Annotated in this window: 19 protein-coding genes; 10 read left to right on the top strand and 9 right to left on the bottom strand. The window is 61.7% G+C overall.

Annotated elements, in window-relative coordinates:
* Positions 1-21: 21 nt before the first annotated feature.
* Positions 22-807 (bottom strand): SDR family NAD(P)-dependent oxidoreductase, encoded by a 786-nt coding sequence (locus NKI99_RS11850; RefSeq protein WP_352610916.1) that lies wholly within the window; start codon positions 805-807, stop codon positions 22-24.
* Between the two features lie 325 nt (positions 808-1,132).
* On the opposite strand from NKI99_RS11850, the gene NKI99_RS11845 reads away from it, so the two are divergent.
* The 8 genes from NKI99_RS11845 (at position 1,133) to NKI99_RS11810 (ending at position 4,676) form a co-directional block, all read left to right on the top strand.
* Positions 1,133-1,399 carry a hypothetical protein gene (locus NKI99_RS11845; RefSeq protein ID WP_023809464.1) on the top strand — a complete coding sequence of 89 codons (267 nt, stop codon included), beginning with the start codon at positions 1,133-1,135 and terminating at the stop codon, positions 1,397-1,399.
* Positions 1,396-1,614 (top strand): hypothetical protein, encoded by a 219-nt coding sequence (locus tag NKI99_RS11840; protein ID WP_023809463.1) that lies wholly within the window; start codon positions 1,396-1,398, stop codon positions 1,612-1,614. Before NKI99_RS11845 ends, NKI99_RS11840 begins: the two co-directional genes overlap by 4 nt.
* A 4-nt stretch (positions 1,615-1,618) precedes the next feature.
* Entirely contained in the window at positions 1,619-1,837 is a 219-nt protein-coding gene (locus NKI99_RS11835) for a hypothetical protein (protein ID WP_352441966.1), read from the top strand.
* An 84-nt stretch (positions 1,838-1,921) separates the two neighbouring features.
* Complete coding sequence (locus NKI99_RS11830) at positions 1,922-2,152, top strand: hypothetical protein (RefSeq protein ID WP_031212583.1); 231 nt, start codon at positions 1,922-1,924, stop codon at positions 2,150-2,152.
* Between the two features lie 157 nt (positions 2,153-2,309).
* Entirely contained in the window at positions 2,310-2,765 is a 456-nt protein-coding gene (locus tag NKI99_RS11825; protein WP_352610915.1) for a hypothetical protein, read from the top strand.
* Positions 2,762-3,982, top strand: a complete 1,221-nt coding sequence (locus tag NKI99_RS11820; RefSeq protein ID WP_023809459.1) for an NRAMP family divalent metal transporter — start codon at positions 2,762-2,764, stop codon at positions 3,980-3,982. Before NKI99_RS11825 ends, NKI99_RS11820 begins: the two co-directional genes overlap by 4 nt.
* The gene (locus NKI99_RS11815) at positions 3,982-4,341 is read left to right on the top strand and encodes a hypothetical protein (protein WP_352551665.1); all 360 of its coding nucleotides are present in this window, start codon (positions 3,982-3,984) and stop codon (positions 4,339-4,341) included. The genes NKI99_RS11820 and NKI99_RS11815 overlap by 1 nt, the downstream gene beginning before the upstream one ends.
* 2 nt (positions 4,342-4,343) lie before the next feature.
* A complete protein-coding gene (locus tag NKI99_RS11810) occupies positions 4,344-4,676 on the top strand; it encodes a hypothetical protein (protein ID WP_352551568.1) in 333 nt (110 codons plus the stop codon).
* Between the two features lie 31 nt (positions 4,677-4,707).
* Here NKI99_RS11810 and NKI99_RS11805 read toward each other — a convergent pair whose 3' ends face one another.
* Both NKI99_RS11805 and NKI99_RS11800 read right to left on the bottom strand, forming a co-directional pair.
* Entirely contained in the window at positions 4,708-5,034 is a 327-nt protein-coding gene (locus NKI99_RS11805; protein ID WP_023809457.1) for a hypothetical protein, read from the bottom strand.
* A 353-nt stretch (positions 5,035-5,387) separates the two neighbouring features.
* A complete protein-coding gene (locus NKI99_RS11800) occupies positions 5,388-5,819 on the bottom strand; it encodes a GNAT family N-acetyltransferase (protein ID WP_023809456.1) in 432 nt (143 codons plus the stop codon).
* Between the two features lie 232 nt (positions 5,820-6,051).
* On the opposite strand from NKI99_RS11800, the gene NKI99_RS11795 reads away from it, so the two are divergent.
* A complete protein-coding gene (locus NKI99_RS11795; protein WP_013530427.1) occupies positions 6,052-6,249 on the top strand; it encodes a hypothetical protein in 198 nt (65 codons plus the stop codon).
* A gap of 125 nt (positions 6,250-6,374) precedes the next feature.
* On the opposite strand, the gene NKI99_RS11790 is transcribed toward NKI99_RS11795, so the two are convergent.
* The gene (locus NKI99_RS11790) at positions 6,375-6,893 is read right to left on the bottom strand and encodes a YciE/YciF ferroxidase family protein (RefSeq protein WP_013530428.1); all 519 of its coding nucleotides are present in this window, start codon (positions 6,891-6,893) and stop codon (positions 6,375-6,377) included.
* Positions 6,894-7,327: 434 nt separating this feature from the next.
* Between NKI99_RS11790 and NKI99_RS11785 the strand changes: the two genes are divergently transcribed.
* On the top strand, positions 7,328-8,890 hold the full coding sequence (locus NKI99_RS11785) for a GMC family oxidoreductase (protein ID WP_352610913.1): 1,563 nt from the start codon (positions 7,328-7,330) through the stop codon (positions 8,888-8,890).
* 67 nt (positions 8,891-8,957) lie between these two features.
* Here the strand turns inward: NKI99_RS11785 and NKI99_RS11780 are convergent, their stop codons facing one another.
* Genes NKI99_RS11780 through NKI99_RS11760 form a run of 5 tightly spaced genes read right to left on the bottom strand, consistent with a single transcriptional unit; the run spans position 8,958 to position 15,849 of the window.
* Positions 8,958-10,484, bottom strand: coding sequence for an aldehyde dehydrogenase family protein (locus NKI99_RS11780; RefSeq protein ID WP_352610912.1), 1,527 nt, complete (start codon positions 10,482-10,484; stop codon positions 8,958-8,960).
* Positions 10,484-11,290, bottom strand: a complete 807-nt coding sequence (locus NKI99_RS11775; RefSeq protein ID WP_352441973.1) for a creatininase family protein — start codon at positions 11,288-11,290, stop codon at positions 10,484-10,486. Before NKI99_RS11775 ends, NKI99_RS11780 begins: the two co-directional genes overlap by 1 nt.
* The gene (locus NKI99_RS11770) at positions 11,287-12,261 is read right to left on the bottom strand and encodes an ABC transporter permease (protein WP_023809451.1); all 975 of its coding nucleotides are present in this window, start codon (positions 12,259-12,261) and stop codon (positions 11,287-11,289) included. The genes NKI99_RS11775 and NKI99_RS11770 overlap by 4 nt, the downstream gene beginning before the upstream one ends.
* Before the next feature lie 10 nt (positions 12,262-12,271).
* Positions 12,272-13,294, bottom strand: a complete 1,023-nt coding sequence (locus tag NKI99_RS11765; protein ID WP_352610910.1) for a Gfo/Idh/MocA family protein — start codon at positions 13,292-13,294, stop codon at positions 12,272-12,274.
* A gap of 11 nt (positions 13,295-13,305) precedes the next feature.
* The gene (locus tag NKI99_RS11760) at positions 13,306-15,849 is read right to left on the bottom strand and encodes an ATP-binding cassette domain-containing protein (protein WP_352610908.1); all 2,544 of its coding nucleotides are present in this window, start codon (positions 15,847-15,849) and stop codon (positions 13,306-13,308) included.
* Between the last annotated feature and the right edge of the window lie 7 nt (positions 15,850-15,856).

Below are 15,856 nucleotides of genomic sequence, written 5' to 3'. Positions count from 1 at the left end.
GTTTGGCGTGAAGGCCGAACGTCAGCCTTTGGAGGCAGAATCCGGCTCGGCCATCTTGCGGTGCTGTTCGGCCAGCGTGCCTGCCGGCGTCACATGCGCCGCGGCGACCTGCAGCTTGTTCTTCCAGCCGCTGATGACTTGTTCCTCACCGTCCATCATCGCCTCGTAGCCGGCCTCGGCCACATCGGCGGGATTGTCCTTCTCATCGGTGCCGACCTTGGTATCCATCATTTCGGCGCGTTCGAAGAACCGCGTCTGCGATGCCCCGGGCATCAGCACGGTGACTGTGACTCCTGTGTCCTGCAATTCATGACGCAGTGCGATCGAGAAGGAATCGATGAAAGCCTTGGTGCCGTTGTAGACCGCCTGGAAAGTGCCCGGCATGAAACCAGCGATCGATCCTGTGAAGAGGATGCGGCCTCGGCCGCGGCGTGCCATCCTGGCTCCGAGTTGATGCGCGAGATAGACGGTACCGGTGATGTTGGTGTCGATGATGCGGCGGACTTTTTTCCAATCCTGATCGACGAAACCACGGCCGAGCCCACGTCCGGCATTCAGGAACAACAGGTCGACATCGCGATCGCCGATCCCGGCGATCAAACGATCGACACCTTCCTCGGTCGCCAGATCGGCCTCGATGGCTTCGACAGTCACACCATGCGAACCGAGCGCCTCGGCGGCCTGCCGGATCGCAGGTTCGTCGGCGGCTATGATCAGATGGTAGCCGTCCTTTGCGCACAGTTTGGCAAGTTCCTTCCCAATGCCGCTCGAGGCGCCCGTCACCACGGCCAACTTTTCATTCGTCATCACGTCCTCCGAACTTCGCTTCGGCCGAACCACTGTCGGAGCTGATTGTTCCGTGCGGGTTGATGCGCGGCCGTATGCGGGCCGTGACAACGATTTGTTCTTGAGTTCAATGAACACGCGGCGTGGAGAGGTGGAACAACTCAGGTCTGGGCGAGTTCGATATCATGCAGCATCGTTGCTCCCCTTGTTTGATGCTGCACGATCGGGTCCCCTCAGCCTGATCCGCTCGCGCTTTCTATCGGAAAGCGCGAGCATCTAATCACCTCGACAATCATGTTTTGGAACAACAAACCCGTTCGGCAGTTCGGGGCGCAGGAGGAATAAAATGCAATACGCCGAAGAAATCGCGCTCAGGCGCGTGAAAATGCTGGTCGAACAATATGTTGTCGCCAGGAGCAGGAGATATGATTTCGTCTCGACGGAACTTGCCTGCAAGGCCATTCGCCAAGTCGTACGAAGTCCGATCGAAGACGCCGAACTGGACCATTTGCTGGCTAGAAGCGCGGTCAAACAGGGGCTTTCGGTGCGGTTCGACCGAATAGGTCATTGGCAGGCGGCTTCGCCCGAACTCAGCCAGGAGAAATCGGCATGAGAGCAGTGCTATTGATGTCAGCGGCATTACTCGCCTTGGCGGGGTGCAACGACAATGCCGATCCGGCCAAGTCCAAGACGGACACTACGAACAGCCAGCCGGTGGACAAGAATCCCACGACGGACACCAACCCGACGCCGCAGACCAGCACCGGCGGCGACCAGCAAGGTACGCAGCCAACGCAGCCCGCATCTCCAAAGCCAAGTGGCGACTAGGCCTATGGAGCGACGCAACGCAATAATCTCGCTGGTGATAGCGGCGGTCATCATTGTCGGTTTCATCGTCGGCTTTTTCTACGTTGACATGGGCTGGCAGACCTCCCCGCTGAAACGTGCGCCGGAGCAGAACCAGGGCGGCAATGCCCCGGCGGACACCGCCCCGGCTGCGGGCGTCCAGAAAAATCCCAGGGAAAACACGGAAATGCCGGGGCAACAGTGATCGACGGCCGGCAGCAACAGGAGAGGGCGACCTCGCGGTGACCCTGCCGAACTGAGTTCAATACAGCACCGATCTGGAGTGTGGATGATGGGCATCCTTTCCGACCTCGACAAGAAGCTGACGGACAATATGTACGAGCATGGCAGCGAATTCACCGATGCGGTTTCGGATCTGCCGGAAGCAGTCGTGGAAGCGGTCGAACGGCTGATGTTTTTCATCCAGCCCGACGCGCGCGATACAGTCAGAACTCAGGTTCTCGGCCTCATTCACGAATACAGAATCCAAGACGCGCCGAACGGGGATCGCCCCGCCTGACCTTCAGCTTACGCTGGTGCGGCAATTGAAACCGATCGGGACCTGGCTCGCCGCCTCGTGCTCCGGATCGGCGGACGCGGTCGTTGACGGACCCGACGAGTGCTCTAGATCAGATTTACGCCGGCCACGGTTTTGTTGGGTCGGGGGAGACTATTCGGTGGCGCACCAAACGCCTGATTTGATCGTTAGACGCCGCTATCTCAGGCACGACTGCTTGTGCTTGCTGTTGCTGCTGTTGTCGGCATGCTCATCTTCCGATCAGATCGAGCAGCAATCACGAACAGCGGCCTCCGCATCGCAGACCGTGTTGATGGCGCTGGACGCCTGGGCGGCAGGGGCGGCGCCGACCGCATACACGGTGGGTACGCTGCAATCGATCGGCGAGACGCTTGCCGACGCCGGGGCGCAAATCCGGTCCGCGCAAACCAGTGAACCCGCCGAGCAAGCTTCACTGACAAAGGCAGTCTACGATTTGTCGGTCGCGGTGGCGCGTGCAGAGGCCGGATTGCAGGCGGGCGACCGGCCGGAAGTCCAAGACGCGCAACAGGATCTGCGGCTGGCATCGCGTGCGCTCGCTACCGCCTACGCCAAGTATTTCGCGCCGAAGCCATGAAGAAGCTCATGGAAATATCCCTCGGCGTCGTCACCAGCGTCGGCGGCTTCCTCGAAGTTGGGTCCATGGCGACGGCGGCGCAGGCAGGCGCGATGTTTGGCTTCCAGTTGATCTGGGCGGTGGTGCTAGGCACCATCTGCATCATCTTCCTTGTCGAAATGTCCGGCCGGTTCGCGGCCGTGAGCCATCACACGATCTCCGACGGCATCCGCGAGAGATTCGGCTTCAACGTCTTTCTATGGCCGTTGCTGGCCGCCCTGCTGGTCAATTTCCTGGTGCTGTCCGCCGAGATCGGCGGCGTCGCCATTGCGCTCGAATTTGCCACCGGCATAGGCTTCCAGTGGTGGGCACTGCCGGTGGCTTTGCTGGCGTGGCTGCTGCTTTGGAAAGGCACCTTCGGCTTCATCGAGAAGGGCGTATCTATTCTCGGTCTGGTGACGCTGTGTTTCGTCGTCGGAGCGGTGATGCTGAGACCCGATTGGACGGCAGTCGCAAGGGGCGCCGTGCCTTCGCTGCCGGTCCACGATGCCGCCAATTACTGGTTCATGGCGGTGAGCATTCTCGGCGCCTCGATATCGCCCTACCTCTTCATGTTCTATTCCTCGGGGGCCATCGAGGACCGGTGGGACAAAAGCTATCTCGGAGCCAATCGGGCCATAGCGGGGTTGGGCATGACTTTCGGGGGGACCATCTCGATCGGCGTGTTGATCGTGGCCGCTCTCGTGCTCGCCACGCATGGCGTCACCCAGGTGGACGACTATCACCAATTGCCGTTGATGCTGATATCCATATTCGGCTTCTGGGGCTTCGTGCTGTTTGTTGCCTCCCTCGCCATTGCCTGCTTCGGCGCCGCACTAGAGGTCGGATTGCAACAAGCCTATCTTGTGGCCCAGGGTTTCGGCTGGAATTGGGGCGAGGATCGCAAGCCGCGCGACGATCCGGGTTTCAGCGCTACCTACACGATATCATTGCTTTTGGCGGCTATTCCCATAGCGCTTGGTCTCGATCCGCTGAGGCTCACCATCTTTTCCATGGCGCTGACGGCAGCCAGCCTGCCGCTGACGGTCGTTCCTTTCCTGTTTCTGCTGAACGACAAACGTTATGTCGGCGAGCATCGCAATGGCTTTTTGTCGAATGCCGCCGTCATCTTCATCATCGCGCTTGGCTTCGTACTGGCGGTGGTGACCATCCCGCTGCAGATATTCGGGGGCACATGATGAAGTTGCTGCGTGATCTCCTCGACAAGCAGGTGGTCGACCGCGAGCAGATCAAGATCGGCAAGGTCGACGGGCTGGTGGCGGAGTTGCGGCCTGGCAAGCCGCCTCGGATCATTGCCATCGAGCTCGGCTCCATCACCCTGGCACGTCGCCTCGGCGCAGGGCCTGGGCGCTGGATGGCGCGGCTCGCGGTCAAGCTGGGTGGCAAGCAGCATGGCGAACCCCATCGGATCGCCTGGCACAAGGTGAAAGATATCGGCATCGATGTCGAGTTCGACATCGATGTGCGAGAAACGTCGATCTTCGCCTGGCAGGACTGGTTGCGCGACCATGTCATCGGGCGCATTCCGGGAGCTTGATAATGACCACGGTCAATCTCGAGCATCTGGCAGGGCGACGAGTACTCTCGCAGCGCGGCAAGAATGTCGGTTATATCGAGGAGATCCACGCCGAACGGGACGGTGACGATTTCCTCGTCACCGAATTCCATGTCGGGGTCTACGCTGCTTTCGAGCGTCTTTCGGCCTCGGCCATAGGCGTGGCGGTGCTGGATCTTTTCCGATTGCGCCGCCGCGACGGTCTATACCGCATCCCTTGGGACAAGCTCGACATCTCCGATCCCGCGCGACCGCGGCTGCTGTGCCCAATGACCGAACTCTCAGGCATGAAGGGCGCACCAGACCTCCATGAATAGGCCGTGGGGTGCTGCATCGTCGGGATCGTTCTCAGCGCAGCATGCTTGCCGCCAGGAAAACCACGGCTGCTATCAAAACGACAGCTGCAATCACCAAAACCGGCCAGTTGGCGCCAGGCCGCAGTTCCGGCTCGCCTTCGACCGGGCGCATGGCGTTGGCAAAGCTGGCATCGTTTTCGAATTCTGGACGATTGCGCGGCGGACTTGTCCCAGCGACCGGATTTTGTGTGTCCGCGGCCTCTGCGTCTGTCTCAAGCGGGGCAATGGCGGGATCGAACCCCGGCGTCTTGTCCTGCGTCGCTCCTGCCTGAACTTCGCCTCTGGCCGCGGCAGGGGTCGGACTTGAAACCTTGGCCATGATTTCTCCCTTTCAACCACGCCCTGGCAGACTTGCACTTGTGAGCGCGGCGAGAGCAAAGCTTGCGTGCGCCGGAGCGGCCTACCACGGTCGATTTGCTCGCCATGCGGTCCCTCGTAGCGCACGCCAAACTTCTGCCGCCGCCGATTTGTTCCAAGCAGCAACACCCACGGCCTGAGTCGGTTCACACGAGGCTGTGGCGCTCAAGAATTTGGCTGTGGAGCATGGCGTCGCAAATTGGCGTTAGATCAGCCTTGGCAGATCCTATGAACAGTCACTGCTCGCTGCGGGAAAATGAACCGACCCGTCGCTGCCTCGCGATTGAGGCCATGACGGCAGGTTCGCGATCAATTTCACAGCAGATCTTTCCGAAGGAAGATGCGGGCATGTCCAGGGATCCCGAATTCGACTTTGCCAAATTCCTCGAAACCATGGCGCATGTAGAATACCGGTGCCTGGAAACTGCTCGTCTCCACGACGGCCTTCTTACAGCCACGCCGGATGGCTTCTTCCTCGACAGTCCTGAGAAGTTGTGAGCCAAAGGATTGGCCACGCAACTGCTCAGGCAGGAAGAACATGTCGAGAAACAGGAGCCCGAGCTCCGTTCTGCCCCAAAGCCCGCCCCAGACTCTTCCTGAGTGGTCGCAAAGCTCCGCTCCGATGACAGCTCGGTCGTCGATCCCGGTCTGTGCGATGTTGTATTGATAGAGCGCTGCGGCGGCCCGCGCTCTATCATCCTCGCTATACGTCAAAGCGGTTGTAAATCTCTCGGATCGGAATGACATGCATTTTCCTCCTGGGTGGGCACAGGCATGAGACCCGCCGGCAACGTCGGTCACGGCCAAGATGAACTCGTTGCCAACGCCAAGAAAATAAATCCGACAGCCATCTCAGGCGCCTTCGAACGCCGCGGGCTTTGTGGTCTTCACAAAATGTTACGTGAGGGAACGTTCGCGCCTGACTCTTCTTAGGCAATCGAGGCGGTTGTCGCCTCGTGGATTTTGAAGGAGAAGAAGAATGCCCAATCAAGGTGGTAGTCACGAACAGCATGTGAAGGCAGGCCAGCAGAGCCACAAGAACGCCGACAATAAAAACCGTCAGCAACAGCAGGCCGCTGGTGGTGGTCAACGGCAGCAGGGCGATGGATCCGGCATGCGTGGTGGAACCCACGAACAGCACGTGAAAGCTGGCGAACAAAGCCACAAGAACCGCTGATCGCGGTTGATTTCAGCAGACCCACCCCGAAGTATCGGGGTGGGTCTGATTGCATCTGAAGGGGTACCGACGAAGAGGCCGGGTCGCGAAGTCGCCCCGGCGGCTTTGGCGCCGGGCACAACCAGTCAGGCAGCTTGCTCCAGGGCGCGCTCATTGACACCGCCTTCGCCCAGCCCGGAAAGCGCTTCGTCCGTCGCGACCTCCTCTTTCAATGTCTCGTTGAGGAGCTTGACCACGTCGCTCTTGCCAAGCTGTTCAGCCCACGCGACCAACGTGCCATAGCGCGCGATTTCATAATGCTCGACGGCCTGTGCCGCGCCGACCAGCCCTGCATCCAGCGCCGGGTCACCCTTGTATTCGTCGAGAATTTCCGACCCTTCCTCAAGAATGCCGTCGATCGCCGGACAGGTCTTGCCGCGGGCCGGTTTGTCCATAAGTTCGAACACTTGCTCGAGCCGATCGACCTGGCCTTCGGTTTCCATGCGATGTTTCTCAAAGGCCGCGGCCACCTCCTCGGATTCGGCGCCCTTTGCCATCTTCGGCAAGGCTTTGAGTATCTTCTTTTCAGCGTAGTAAATGTCCTTCAGCCCATCGAGGAACAAAGCCTCCAGTCCCTTTGTCGTCGCTCTTTTTGCAGTCGCCATGATTTGTCTCCCTGGATTGTCGTGAAAGCTCACCGGCGGTGTAGCCATGGACTAACTTTCCATGGAAGCAGTTGTTCCCTGGGCGCGACTCGGAAGGGCAGCACGCCAAACACCGCTTTTGTCGAAAACCGATCGCTGTCAAAAGGCGATGGATGATGACGGTGTGAGAACCGCCGGCAGGGGACGGAGAGCACCGGGGTTCTTCGCGCGATATGGAGCAGATGGTGCAAAGAAACCCTTCCGATGGGTTCATATACGAAATCATATTTACATATAAAACAAATCATGATGATCTTGCAGTCGTGCAACGCTAAGGTGGTTGGTTCCGGCGTATATCGCTGAGCCTGAATGCCAGCAGATGATCGTGCACAAATGAAATCAACATGATGTGCGGTCGAGCCAGCCGTGCATTGGTCGGATCCGGGGAGTACGGCATGCCGTTTGATGTCATCGTTGTCGGAGCCGGCGCAGCCGGGGCTGTTCTTGCCGCCCGGCTCACCGAAGATGCGGCCACGACCGTGCTTTTGCTGGAAGCGGGGCCGGACTACCGGAGCGGCGAGCAACCTGCCGAGATGGCGAGCCCAAATCCCTTCAACCTGCTGCTTCCCGACCATTTTCAGCAACAATACATGTATCCCGACCTGATGGCTCGCCGCACGAAGCGGCAGGAACACCGGGTCTACTGGCGCGGCAAGGGGCTTGGCGGTTCGACGGCCGTCAATGGCCAGATTGCCATTCGCGGCGTGCTCCATGCATTCGACCGCTGGGAGGAAATCGGATGCAAGGGCTGGTCGGGAGCCGACGTGCTGCCCTTCTTCTGCCGCCTGGAGGATGACCCGATCGCGGCCAATTTTCACGGCAGCGGCGGCCCGATTCCGATCTACCGCGCGCCTGTCGAAAGCTGGGGAAGCGTCGACAAGGCCATGCGCCAAAGCGCGATGGCTCTCGGCCATCCCTGGCATGACGATCTCAATGCTCCGGATGCCGAAGGGGCTTGCACCTATCCCATCAACAGTCGAGCCGGCAAGCGCGTGTCGGTCAATGACGGCTATCTGGAAGCTGCCCGCGACCGGCCGAACCTCACCATCATCGGGCAGGCGACGGTGGACAAGGTGCTTTTCGAAGGCAAGAAAGCGATCGGCGTTTTGGCCATCGTGGCCGGTCAGGTTCGCAAATTCGAGACGCCGCTGGTTATCGTCTCGGCCGGCGCCATCCACTCTCCGGCCATCCTGCAGCGCTCGGGCATCGGTCCGGCGGCTCTCTTGAAACGAAAGGACATCGAGGTGCTTGCCGACCTGCCGGTCGGCGAAGGTTTCTTCGACCATCCTTATTGCCGCATCGAACTGAAGCTGAAGCCGGAATTCAAGGCGACCGATGTCGACGCGCGGCATACCAACTGCTGTGTGCGGATGAGTTCCGGCGTGCCGGGTGCCGAGCGCGACGACATTCTCTACGTCGCCATGAACCATGGCGGTATCGGCGTGGAGTCCGACAGCGCCCAGTTCGGCGAGGCCATGGTCAATCTGATCCTGATGGAGGCCAAGAGCCGCGGCACCGTGCAACTGCGTTCCGCCAACCCTTTCGACCAGCCGATCGTGGAAGAGAACATGCTGGACGATCCAATGGATCTCCAGCGCATGCGTATCGCCTATCGCCACCTTGGCGATATTGCCCGGCAGGCGCCGATCCAGGCGATCGCCGAGCGCGTCCTGCTGGGGGATTCCGATCTGCCTTTGTCATGGCTCGAAACGGCAAGCGACGAGGAGGTCGACAATTTCCTGCTGGCGCAGTCTTCCGATGCGCAGCATGGGATCGGAGGCTGTTGCATGGGGGGGCCCGGCGAGGCCGTGGTCGATCCGGAATGCCGGGTCTACGGTTTGGAAGGATTGCGGGTTATCGATGCGTCGATCATGCCGCTCGATTGCCAGGCAAACACCAATCTCACCTCGATCATGATTGGCGAGAAAATGGCCGACAGCCTGCGCCGGTCCACCTGACAGCTCTCTGCCGAACTGCATATGGTCGCGAGGGCAGGCCCGCGCAAAAAGGCGCGGGCCTTGAATGTCAGCGAGTGACATCCACGGTAATCGTCTTCAGGTCGCACATTTCCATCAGCGTGTGCCGCCCACCGGTGCGACCGAGGCCGCTCTGCGTCCCGGCGGCGCCGCCGGCAGGAATATGCGGCTCCCAATAGCAGCTCATCTCGTTGATGTTGACGATGCCGACCTTCAGGCTTTCAGCAAAGGCAAAGGCGTTCTTGATGGTGCTGGTGAAGACTGCGGCCGACAGGCCGTAGGGGCTGGACGCCGCAAGTTCCATCGCCTCCCCGTCGGTCTCGAAGGTCAACACGGGTGCGATCGGCCCGAAGGATTCCTGGACATTGAGCAGGCTTTCCCGGGTCAGTCCTGTGACGATCGACGGCTCGAAATAGAGATTGGTGGCAAAGCCCGCTGCCACATTGCCGCCGGTGACGATCTCGGCGCCGCGCGCGCGGGCGTCCGCGATGTGGCTGAGCACCTTGTCGACGGCCACCGCATTGTTGATCGGACCCATCGTCGTCGCGGGATCGAAAGGGTCGCCCATTTTCACCTTCGCGGCCGCTTTCACGAGACCTTCGATGAAACGGTCATGGACGGATTTATGCACCAGCACGCGTTCGGTGGCCGTGCAGATCTGCCCGGCATTGGCAAAGCAGCCGGCCCCGACCTGGGCGGCAGCCATGTCGATATCGGCATCGGCCAGCACGATGGTCGGACCGTTGCCGCCCATTTCGAGCAGAAGCGGCTTGCCCGCGCCACGCCGGGCGATCGTCGCGCCGGTGGCGGAACTGCCGGTGAAGCCGATGGCATGGGTGCCCGGATGAACGACCGCCTCGTCGCCCACCTCCGCACCGTCACCCAGAACGAGATTGATGGCGCCGTCCGGCAGACCCGCCTCGATGAAGCATTCGACAAGTGCAGTGGCAATCAGCGACGTCGTCGGCGCGGGCACCCAGACGACGGTGTTGCCCGTTGCGACGGCCGGTCCGAGATAGTAGAGGCAGGGCAGGGCGAGCGGGAAATTCCAGGGTGTGATGATGGCAAAGACGCCCTTCGGCTGCAGGAAGCTGAAGGCGCGCTTGTTGGCATCGGCAAGCGGAAACGCCGCCGTCTCCAGCCACTTCATCTGTTCTGCCGCATTGCGGAAGCCGAGAGCCGCCGCCGACGCTTCGGCCTTTGCTTCGCTGTGGAACGGCTTACCCTGTTCCAGGCAGAGCAGGCGCGCAAGCTCCTCGGCGCGCCTGTCGATCGCGTCGGCAATGCGCATGCATAGTTGAGCGCGCGCGAAGGTTCCCATCTTGCGCATGGTCTCGCGTGCGCCTTCGGCGGCTTTCACCGCGCGACCGACATCGGCGCGGGTGGAAAGGGAGAGATAGCCGAGATGCTCGCCCGTCGAAGGACTGTCGATTTTCAGGAATTTGCCCGAGCTGCCGGCAATCCACTCGCCGCCGATGCGGTTGATGCCGATGCGGGCGGCTGCTTCCGGCTCCGAGACGATCGCCATGCCGCGCAGGTTGGGGCCTTCGAGAGAAGATTTGAAATGGACTGTCATCATGCGTTCCTTTGGCCGAATTCGGATTGGATGTTCAAAATGGCGGCACGGCTGCGCTCCACGGCTGCGATGAAAAGTCTGCTGCCGGCCTCTGCGCTCGCCTCCGATGGCGTGCCGATGACGCCGTTGTCGCGGATGGCTTCGAAACGGCGCCAGACGGTGACGGCCGGCGCGGCGTAAAGGTGAGGATCCGGCCAGGATGGCGAAGTGCCGCCTGGCGGGATGAGATCGCGGCGAACGCTGTCGCCAAGCACATGCATCATCAACGAGGTTTCAAGCGCGCAAGCGTGACCGGTGCCCGTGGCGGCATCGGGCAGGGCCTCCGCCGCCACGTCGGCGATGAGATCGAAATACGAGAAACCCGCGGTGACGATGCCACGCTGGCCAAGGGTGGTGATCGCCACCTGGATCGCGGCGCGGTTTCCGCCATGGCCGTTCAGCATGACCGGCAGGAAGCCGTCTTCGGCAAGGCAGGTGCAGAGATCGACGAGCACGGCGATGAAGGTCCGCGGACTGAGGCTCATCGTGCCGGAGAAGGAGCGATGATGCTCGGACGAGCCATAGGCGAAAGGTTCGGCGACCCGCATGGAAGCCTGTCCTTCCGCCGCGGCGAGAGCGACTGCTTCCGCAAGCCAGCAATCGACGCCGAGAGGCAGATGCGGGCCATGTTGCTCGACAGCGCCGAGCGGCAGAATGACGACGGGTTTATGCACGCCGGCTGTCGCGTGTCTTTCCGTATCCGGCGAGGTCATCAGCGCAAAGCTGGACCTGAGCGGGATCGGCAAGGCCGGAACTGGCTCGCTCATCGTGCTGCCTCGACGAGCCGCGCCTTGGCGTAGGTCATGCCGGAATCGGCCAGGAGAGCGACCATGATGATTGCACCCTTGTAGAGTTCGAGGCTGGAAGGATCCGTGCCGAACACCCGAAGCGCAGTTGTCAGCAGACTGACGATCAGGGCGCCGACGACCGCCCCCCACACCGTTCCCCGTCCGCCGAAGATACTGGTGCCTCCAAGCACGGCAGCGGCGATCGCGTCCAGAAGCAGCGAGGTACCGCCGATATTGGGCGTCACGACAGGCACCCGGCTGATCATGATCACGGCCGTCAGGAAGACGAAGATGCTGGAGGCGCAATAGACGAGGATCGTGTGTTTCGTCACCGGGATGCCGGCAAGTTCCGCGGCTCCGGCATCCGACCCGAGCGCATAGGTACGCAGCCCGAAACGGCTGTGCCGCATCAGGATTGCTGCTACGGCAACGATCAGGAGCGTTGCGAAGATGACATTGGGAATGCCAAAGCTGCGCTCAATGCCGACCGCGCGAAGCGTCGGATCCTTCAGCATCAGGACGCCTTTGGAGGCAACGGCAAGCGTTGCGCCCTGCAGCGCGACCATTGTGGCCAGTGTCGTCACGAAGGGCGGTATCTTCAACAGTGCGATAACGGCGCCGTTCGCGAGGCCGATCACCACCATCACGGCAAAGCCGACGAGCAAGGCAAGCGGCAGGCCGGCGCCGCCGTCGATCAGGCTGGCGATGAAGACGGCGCAGAAGGCGACGCCGACGCCGGCGGACAGGTCGATGCCCGCCGTCAGCAGAACGATCAGAGCCCCAAGCGCCAGGATGGCGATCGGGGTCGCCTGGGCGACGATGTTGATGAGGCTGGCGGTTGAAACGATGCGGGCGTCGATGAGCGCGAAGATCGCCAGCAGGATGACCAGCAGGATCAACGGCGAGAGGTCGAGAAAGCGCCTGCACCAGATGTTCTGTTGGCGGGTCATGAGGGTTCTCTCATCGGATGTGCCAGTCTTCGACCGGTTCGCGCAGGCCTGATTTGACGCTGCGCAGGATTGCATCATTGACGGCGACGGCGCGCAGGGCGTCGCCGACCGGCATCACGAAAGGGGTATCGTCGCGAACCGCCGAAATGAAATGGTGGACCTCCTCGAAGAGATCCCCGGTGATACGGCCATTGACGGTCGGCCAGTGCAGGGCGTCGGGTTGCGACCACTGTCCATGCGACAGGATGCGCAGACCATGGTCGCGCACGTCGAGGTCGATCATGCCTTCAGTGCCGATGATTTCCGTGCGTGCCCAGATGCCGGTCGGAACGGTCGGTGGCAGCGTCCAGCCGAAATAGAGCTGTCCGCTCATTCCGTTCGACAACTCGACGGTGGAGAAGATCGCATCTTCGGATCTAACTCCGAGCGAAGGCATGAGCTTGGCGACGGGCCGGGAGTAGACGGCGATGATGTCCGAACCCGAGATCCATTGCAGCGCATCCACGTCATGCACGCCGAGGTAGAAGCAGACGCTCGAATTTCCGTTCATGCGAAGACCGACTTCGCGACTGGTGAAACGGCCGCTGCTGCCGTGGATCGGCTCGCCGATCCGCCCGGATCTTACCGCTGCCGCGGCCTCGCAATAGCGAGGGTCGAACCGCAGGATGTGGCCGACCAACAGGCGTGCGCCGCTTCTCTCCGCTGCTTTCGCGATCGCCTTGGCAGGGGACAGATCATGAGCCATCGGCTTTTCGAGCAGCACCGGCTTGCCGGCATCGAGCAGAATGCGGCAGACGTCTTCATGCAGCGTGTCGGGTGCCGCCACGATATAGGCGTCGGCGGCATTGGCGGTCAGCGCGGTGGTGGCATCGCGGAAATGCCGGGCACCGAAATCCGACGCGGCCTTGCTCCCCGTGGCAGCATTCGGATCAACGAATGCCGACAGTTCGGCGACAGGACTCGCGGCAACCACCTGCGCATGCAGGAGACCCATGTAGCCGGCACCGACGATGGCGATTTTCAGCTTGCTCAAAGGGTTTCTCCTTACAGGCATGGTGCAAGGTTGGATGCTGGCCGGGGTGCGCAAGCTTGTGGTGTGATCGTGCGATCACCGAAGGCCAGCGTCATCACGTCTTCTTCCGTCGCCCCACGAGCCAGCGTGCCGACAGAGTGGCCTTCGCGCATGACGACGATGCGGTCGGCAACGCCGAGAACCTCGGGCAACTCGCTCGACACCATGAGGATCGCCGCGCCCTCGGCCTTCAATCTTGCGATCAGGTGATGGAGTTCGGATTTTGCGCCGACGTCGACGCCGCGTGTCGGCTCGTCGAGCAGGATGATCTTCGGCTTGGTGGCAAGCCATTTGCCGATGACGACCTTCTGCTGATTGCCGCCCGAAAGCTCGATGGTCATCTTGTCGGGCTGGGCCGGCCGCACGCCGAGTGAGCCGATGAGATCGCGGGCGAGTGCCAGGATGCGGCGAGGTCTCAGCAGGCCGAAGTGACTGTTGTCGCGAATCCAGGCGAGGGACAGATTGTCCCTGATCGACATCGTGCCGACGAAGCCTTCCAGATGCCGGTCTTCGGGTATGTAGACGATGCCGGCGCGATTGGCGGCCTTGGTGTCGCCGCCGGTCTGCTGCCCGCCGAAAATTCTGAGCGCGCCGCCATGCATGGTCTCGAGGCCGGCAATCAGCCTGAGCACCTCGGAGCGGCCGCTTCCCATCAGGCCGGCGAGCGCGACGATTTCGCCCCTGCACACGCTGAGCGTGGCCGACTTCAAGAGCTTGCCATCGGAGATGTTGCTGATCTCGATCGCGGTCTCGCCGACTTGCGCTTCGAAATAGGGGAAGATGTCGCCGACATCACGCCCGACCATCATCGACACGATCTCGGCCTCGCTGGTCTGGCGGGTCTGGCGCTCGCCGATGAAGCGCCCGTCACGCAGAACGACGACGCGGTCGCACTGGCTGAAGATCTCTTCCATCTTGTGGGAGATGTAGAGGATGCCGGCGCCGCGAGCTCTCAGCCTGTCGATCAGGTCGTAGAGTTGGTCGCGCTCGCGGTTGGAGAGCGCGCTGGTCGGCTCGTCCATGATGAAGAACCAGGCATCGGACAGAACGGCACGGGCAATTTCCACCATCTGCCGGTGCCCGACGGAAAGCGTTCGCAGCTCCGCGCCAATGTCGATATCGAGCGACAGCTCGTCCATGATGGATTTCGCATCGCGCCGCATCCGGGCCCGGTCGAGAAATCCCAGGCGGGTATGCGGTTCGCGGCCGATGAAGAGATTCTCCGCCACCGTCAGGTCCGGCGAAAGGCTGAAATGCTGATGGATGACGCTGATGCCCTTGGCGTCGCTGGGGGAGTGGAACTGGACGGCGTTGCCGTCGATGACGATCTCACCCTCGTCCGGGCGATGCAGACCGGAAATGCACTTCACCAGCGTCGATTTTCCGGCCCCGTTCTCGCCGGCAAGTCCTACCACCTCGCCGGCCGAGACGGCAAAGCTGACACCGTCGAGTGCCTTGACGCCCGGAAAAGACTTGCCAAGCCCGCGCAAGGCGATGCTGTGTTTGCCGACCGGTGTTGCGGCGGTGTTGCGGGGCGACGGGGTGGACTTGCGGCCACCGGTCTTGAACAGGGCGGCGACACTCTCCGGCTGGCTGGTGAGAACGGCCACCAGAATGAGGCTCGCGGTCACGAAATAGATCAGGATCTGCGGTACCTGCAGGAAGGACAGGCCGGTGTTGATGACGCCTAGCAGCAGCGCCCCGATCGCCGTTCCCCAGATGGAGCCCTGGCCGCCGGACAGTTTCGTGCCGCCGATGATGGCGGCTGTGATGGCTGTAAATTCGAGGCCGGTGCCGGCAAGCGGCTGTGCCGAACCAAGGCGGCCGATGGTGAGTATCGCGCCGAGCCCGGCCGTTGCGCCGGCAATCAGGTAGACGGAGATGCGCACGAGGTCGACGGGAACCAGTGAGGCCCGCGCTGCTCCCGCATTGCCGCCGACCGCATAGATCCAGCGCCCGTACACCGTGCGATTGAGCACGAACCACCAGAGGCCTAGGCAGATGGCGGCGATGATGACGGAGACCGGCAGGAGGCCGATCGTCTCGCGTCCCGCGAAAAGCAGGACCGGATCGGCGACCGCGATACTGGATGCGCCTGAGAGACTGAGCGCCAGGCCGCGCGCAAACGCCATGGTGGCGAGCGTTGCGATGAATGGAGAGATGCCGGCAAAGCCGATCAGCGCTCCATTGAGCAGACCGATTGCGGCACCGCCACCGATCGCGGCGAGAAGGCTCAAGCTCGCCGAGCCGGTTGCCGTGTAGGCAAGGCCCGCGGCGATGCCGGAACAGGCAAGGTTGCTGCCGACGGAAATATCAATGCCGCGCGCGATGATCACGGCCGTCATGGCAAAAGAGATGAGGGCGATGACCGCACTCTGCTGCGCGATGCTGACAAGATTGCCGGTCGACAGAAAACGCGGATCGATCCAGCCGAAGACGGCGATGGCGACCAGCAGCACCGCGATGAGAACCGGTTCGTTGCGCCGCAGTAACGGAGAGGTCCAGGACTGGAACATGGGTTGG

Source organism: Mesorhizobium sp. M0239 (assembly GCF_040321815.1).
Taxonomy (GTDB): domain Bacteria; phylum Pseudomonadota; class Alphaproteobacteria; order Rhizobiales; family Rhizobiaceae; genus Mesorhizobium.
This window is presented reverse-complemented; position numbering and strand designations above follow the sequence as displayed.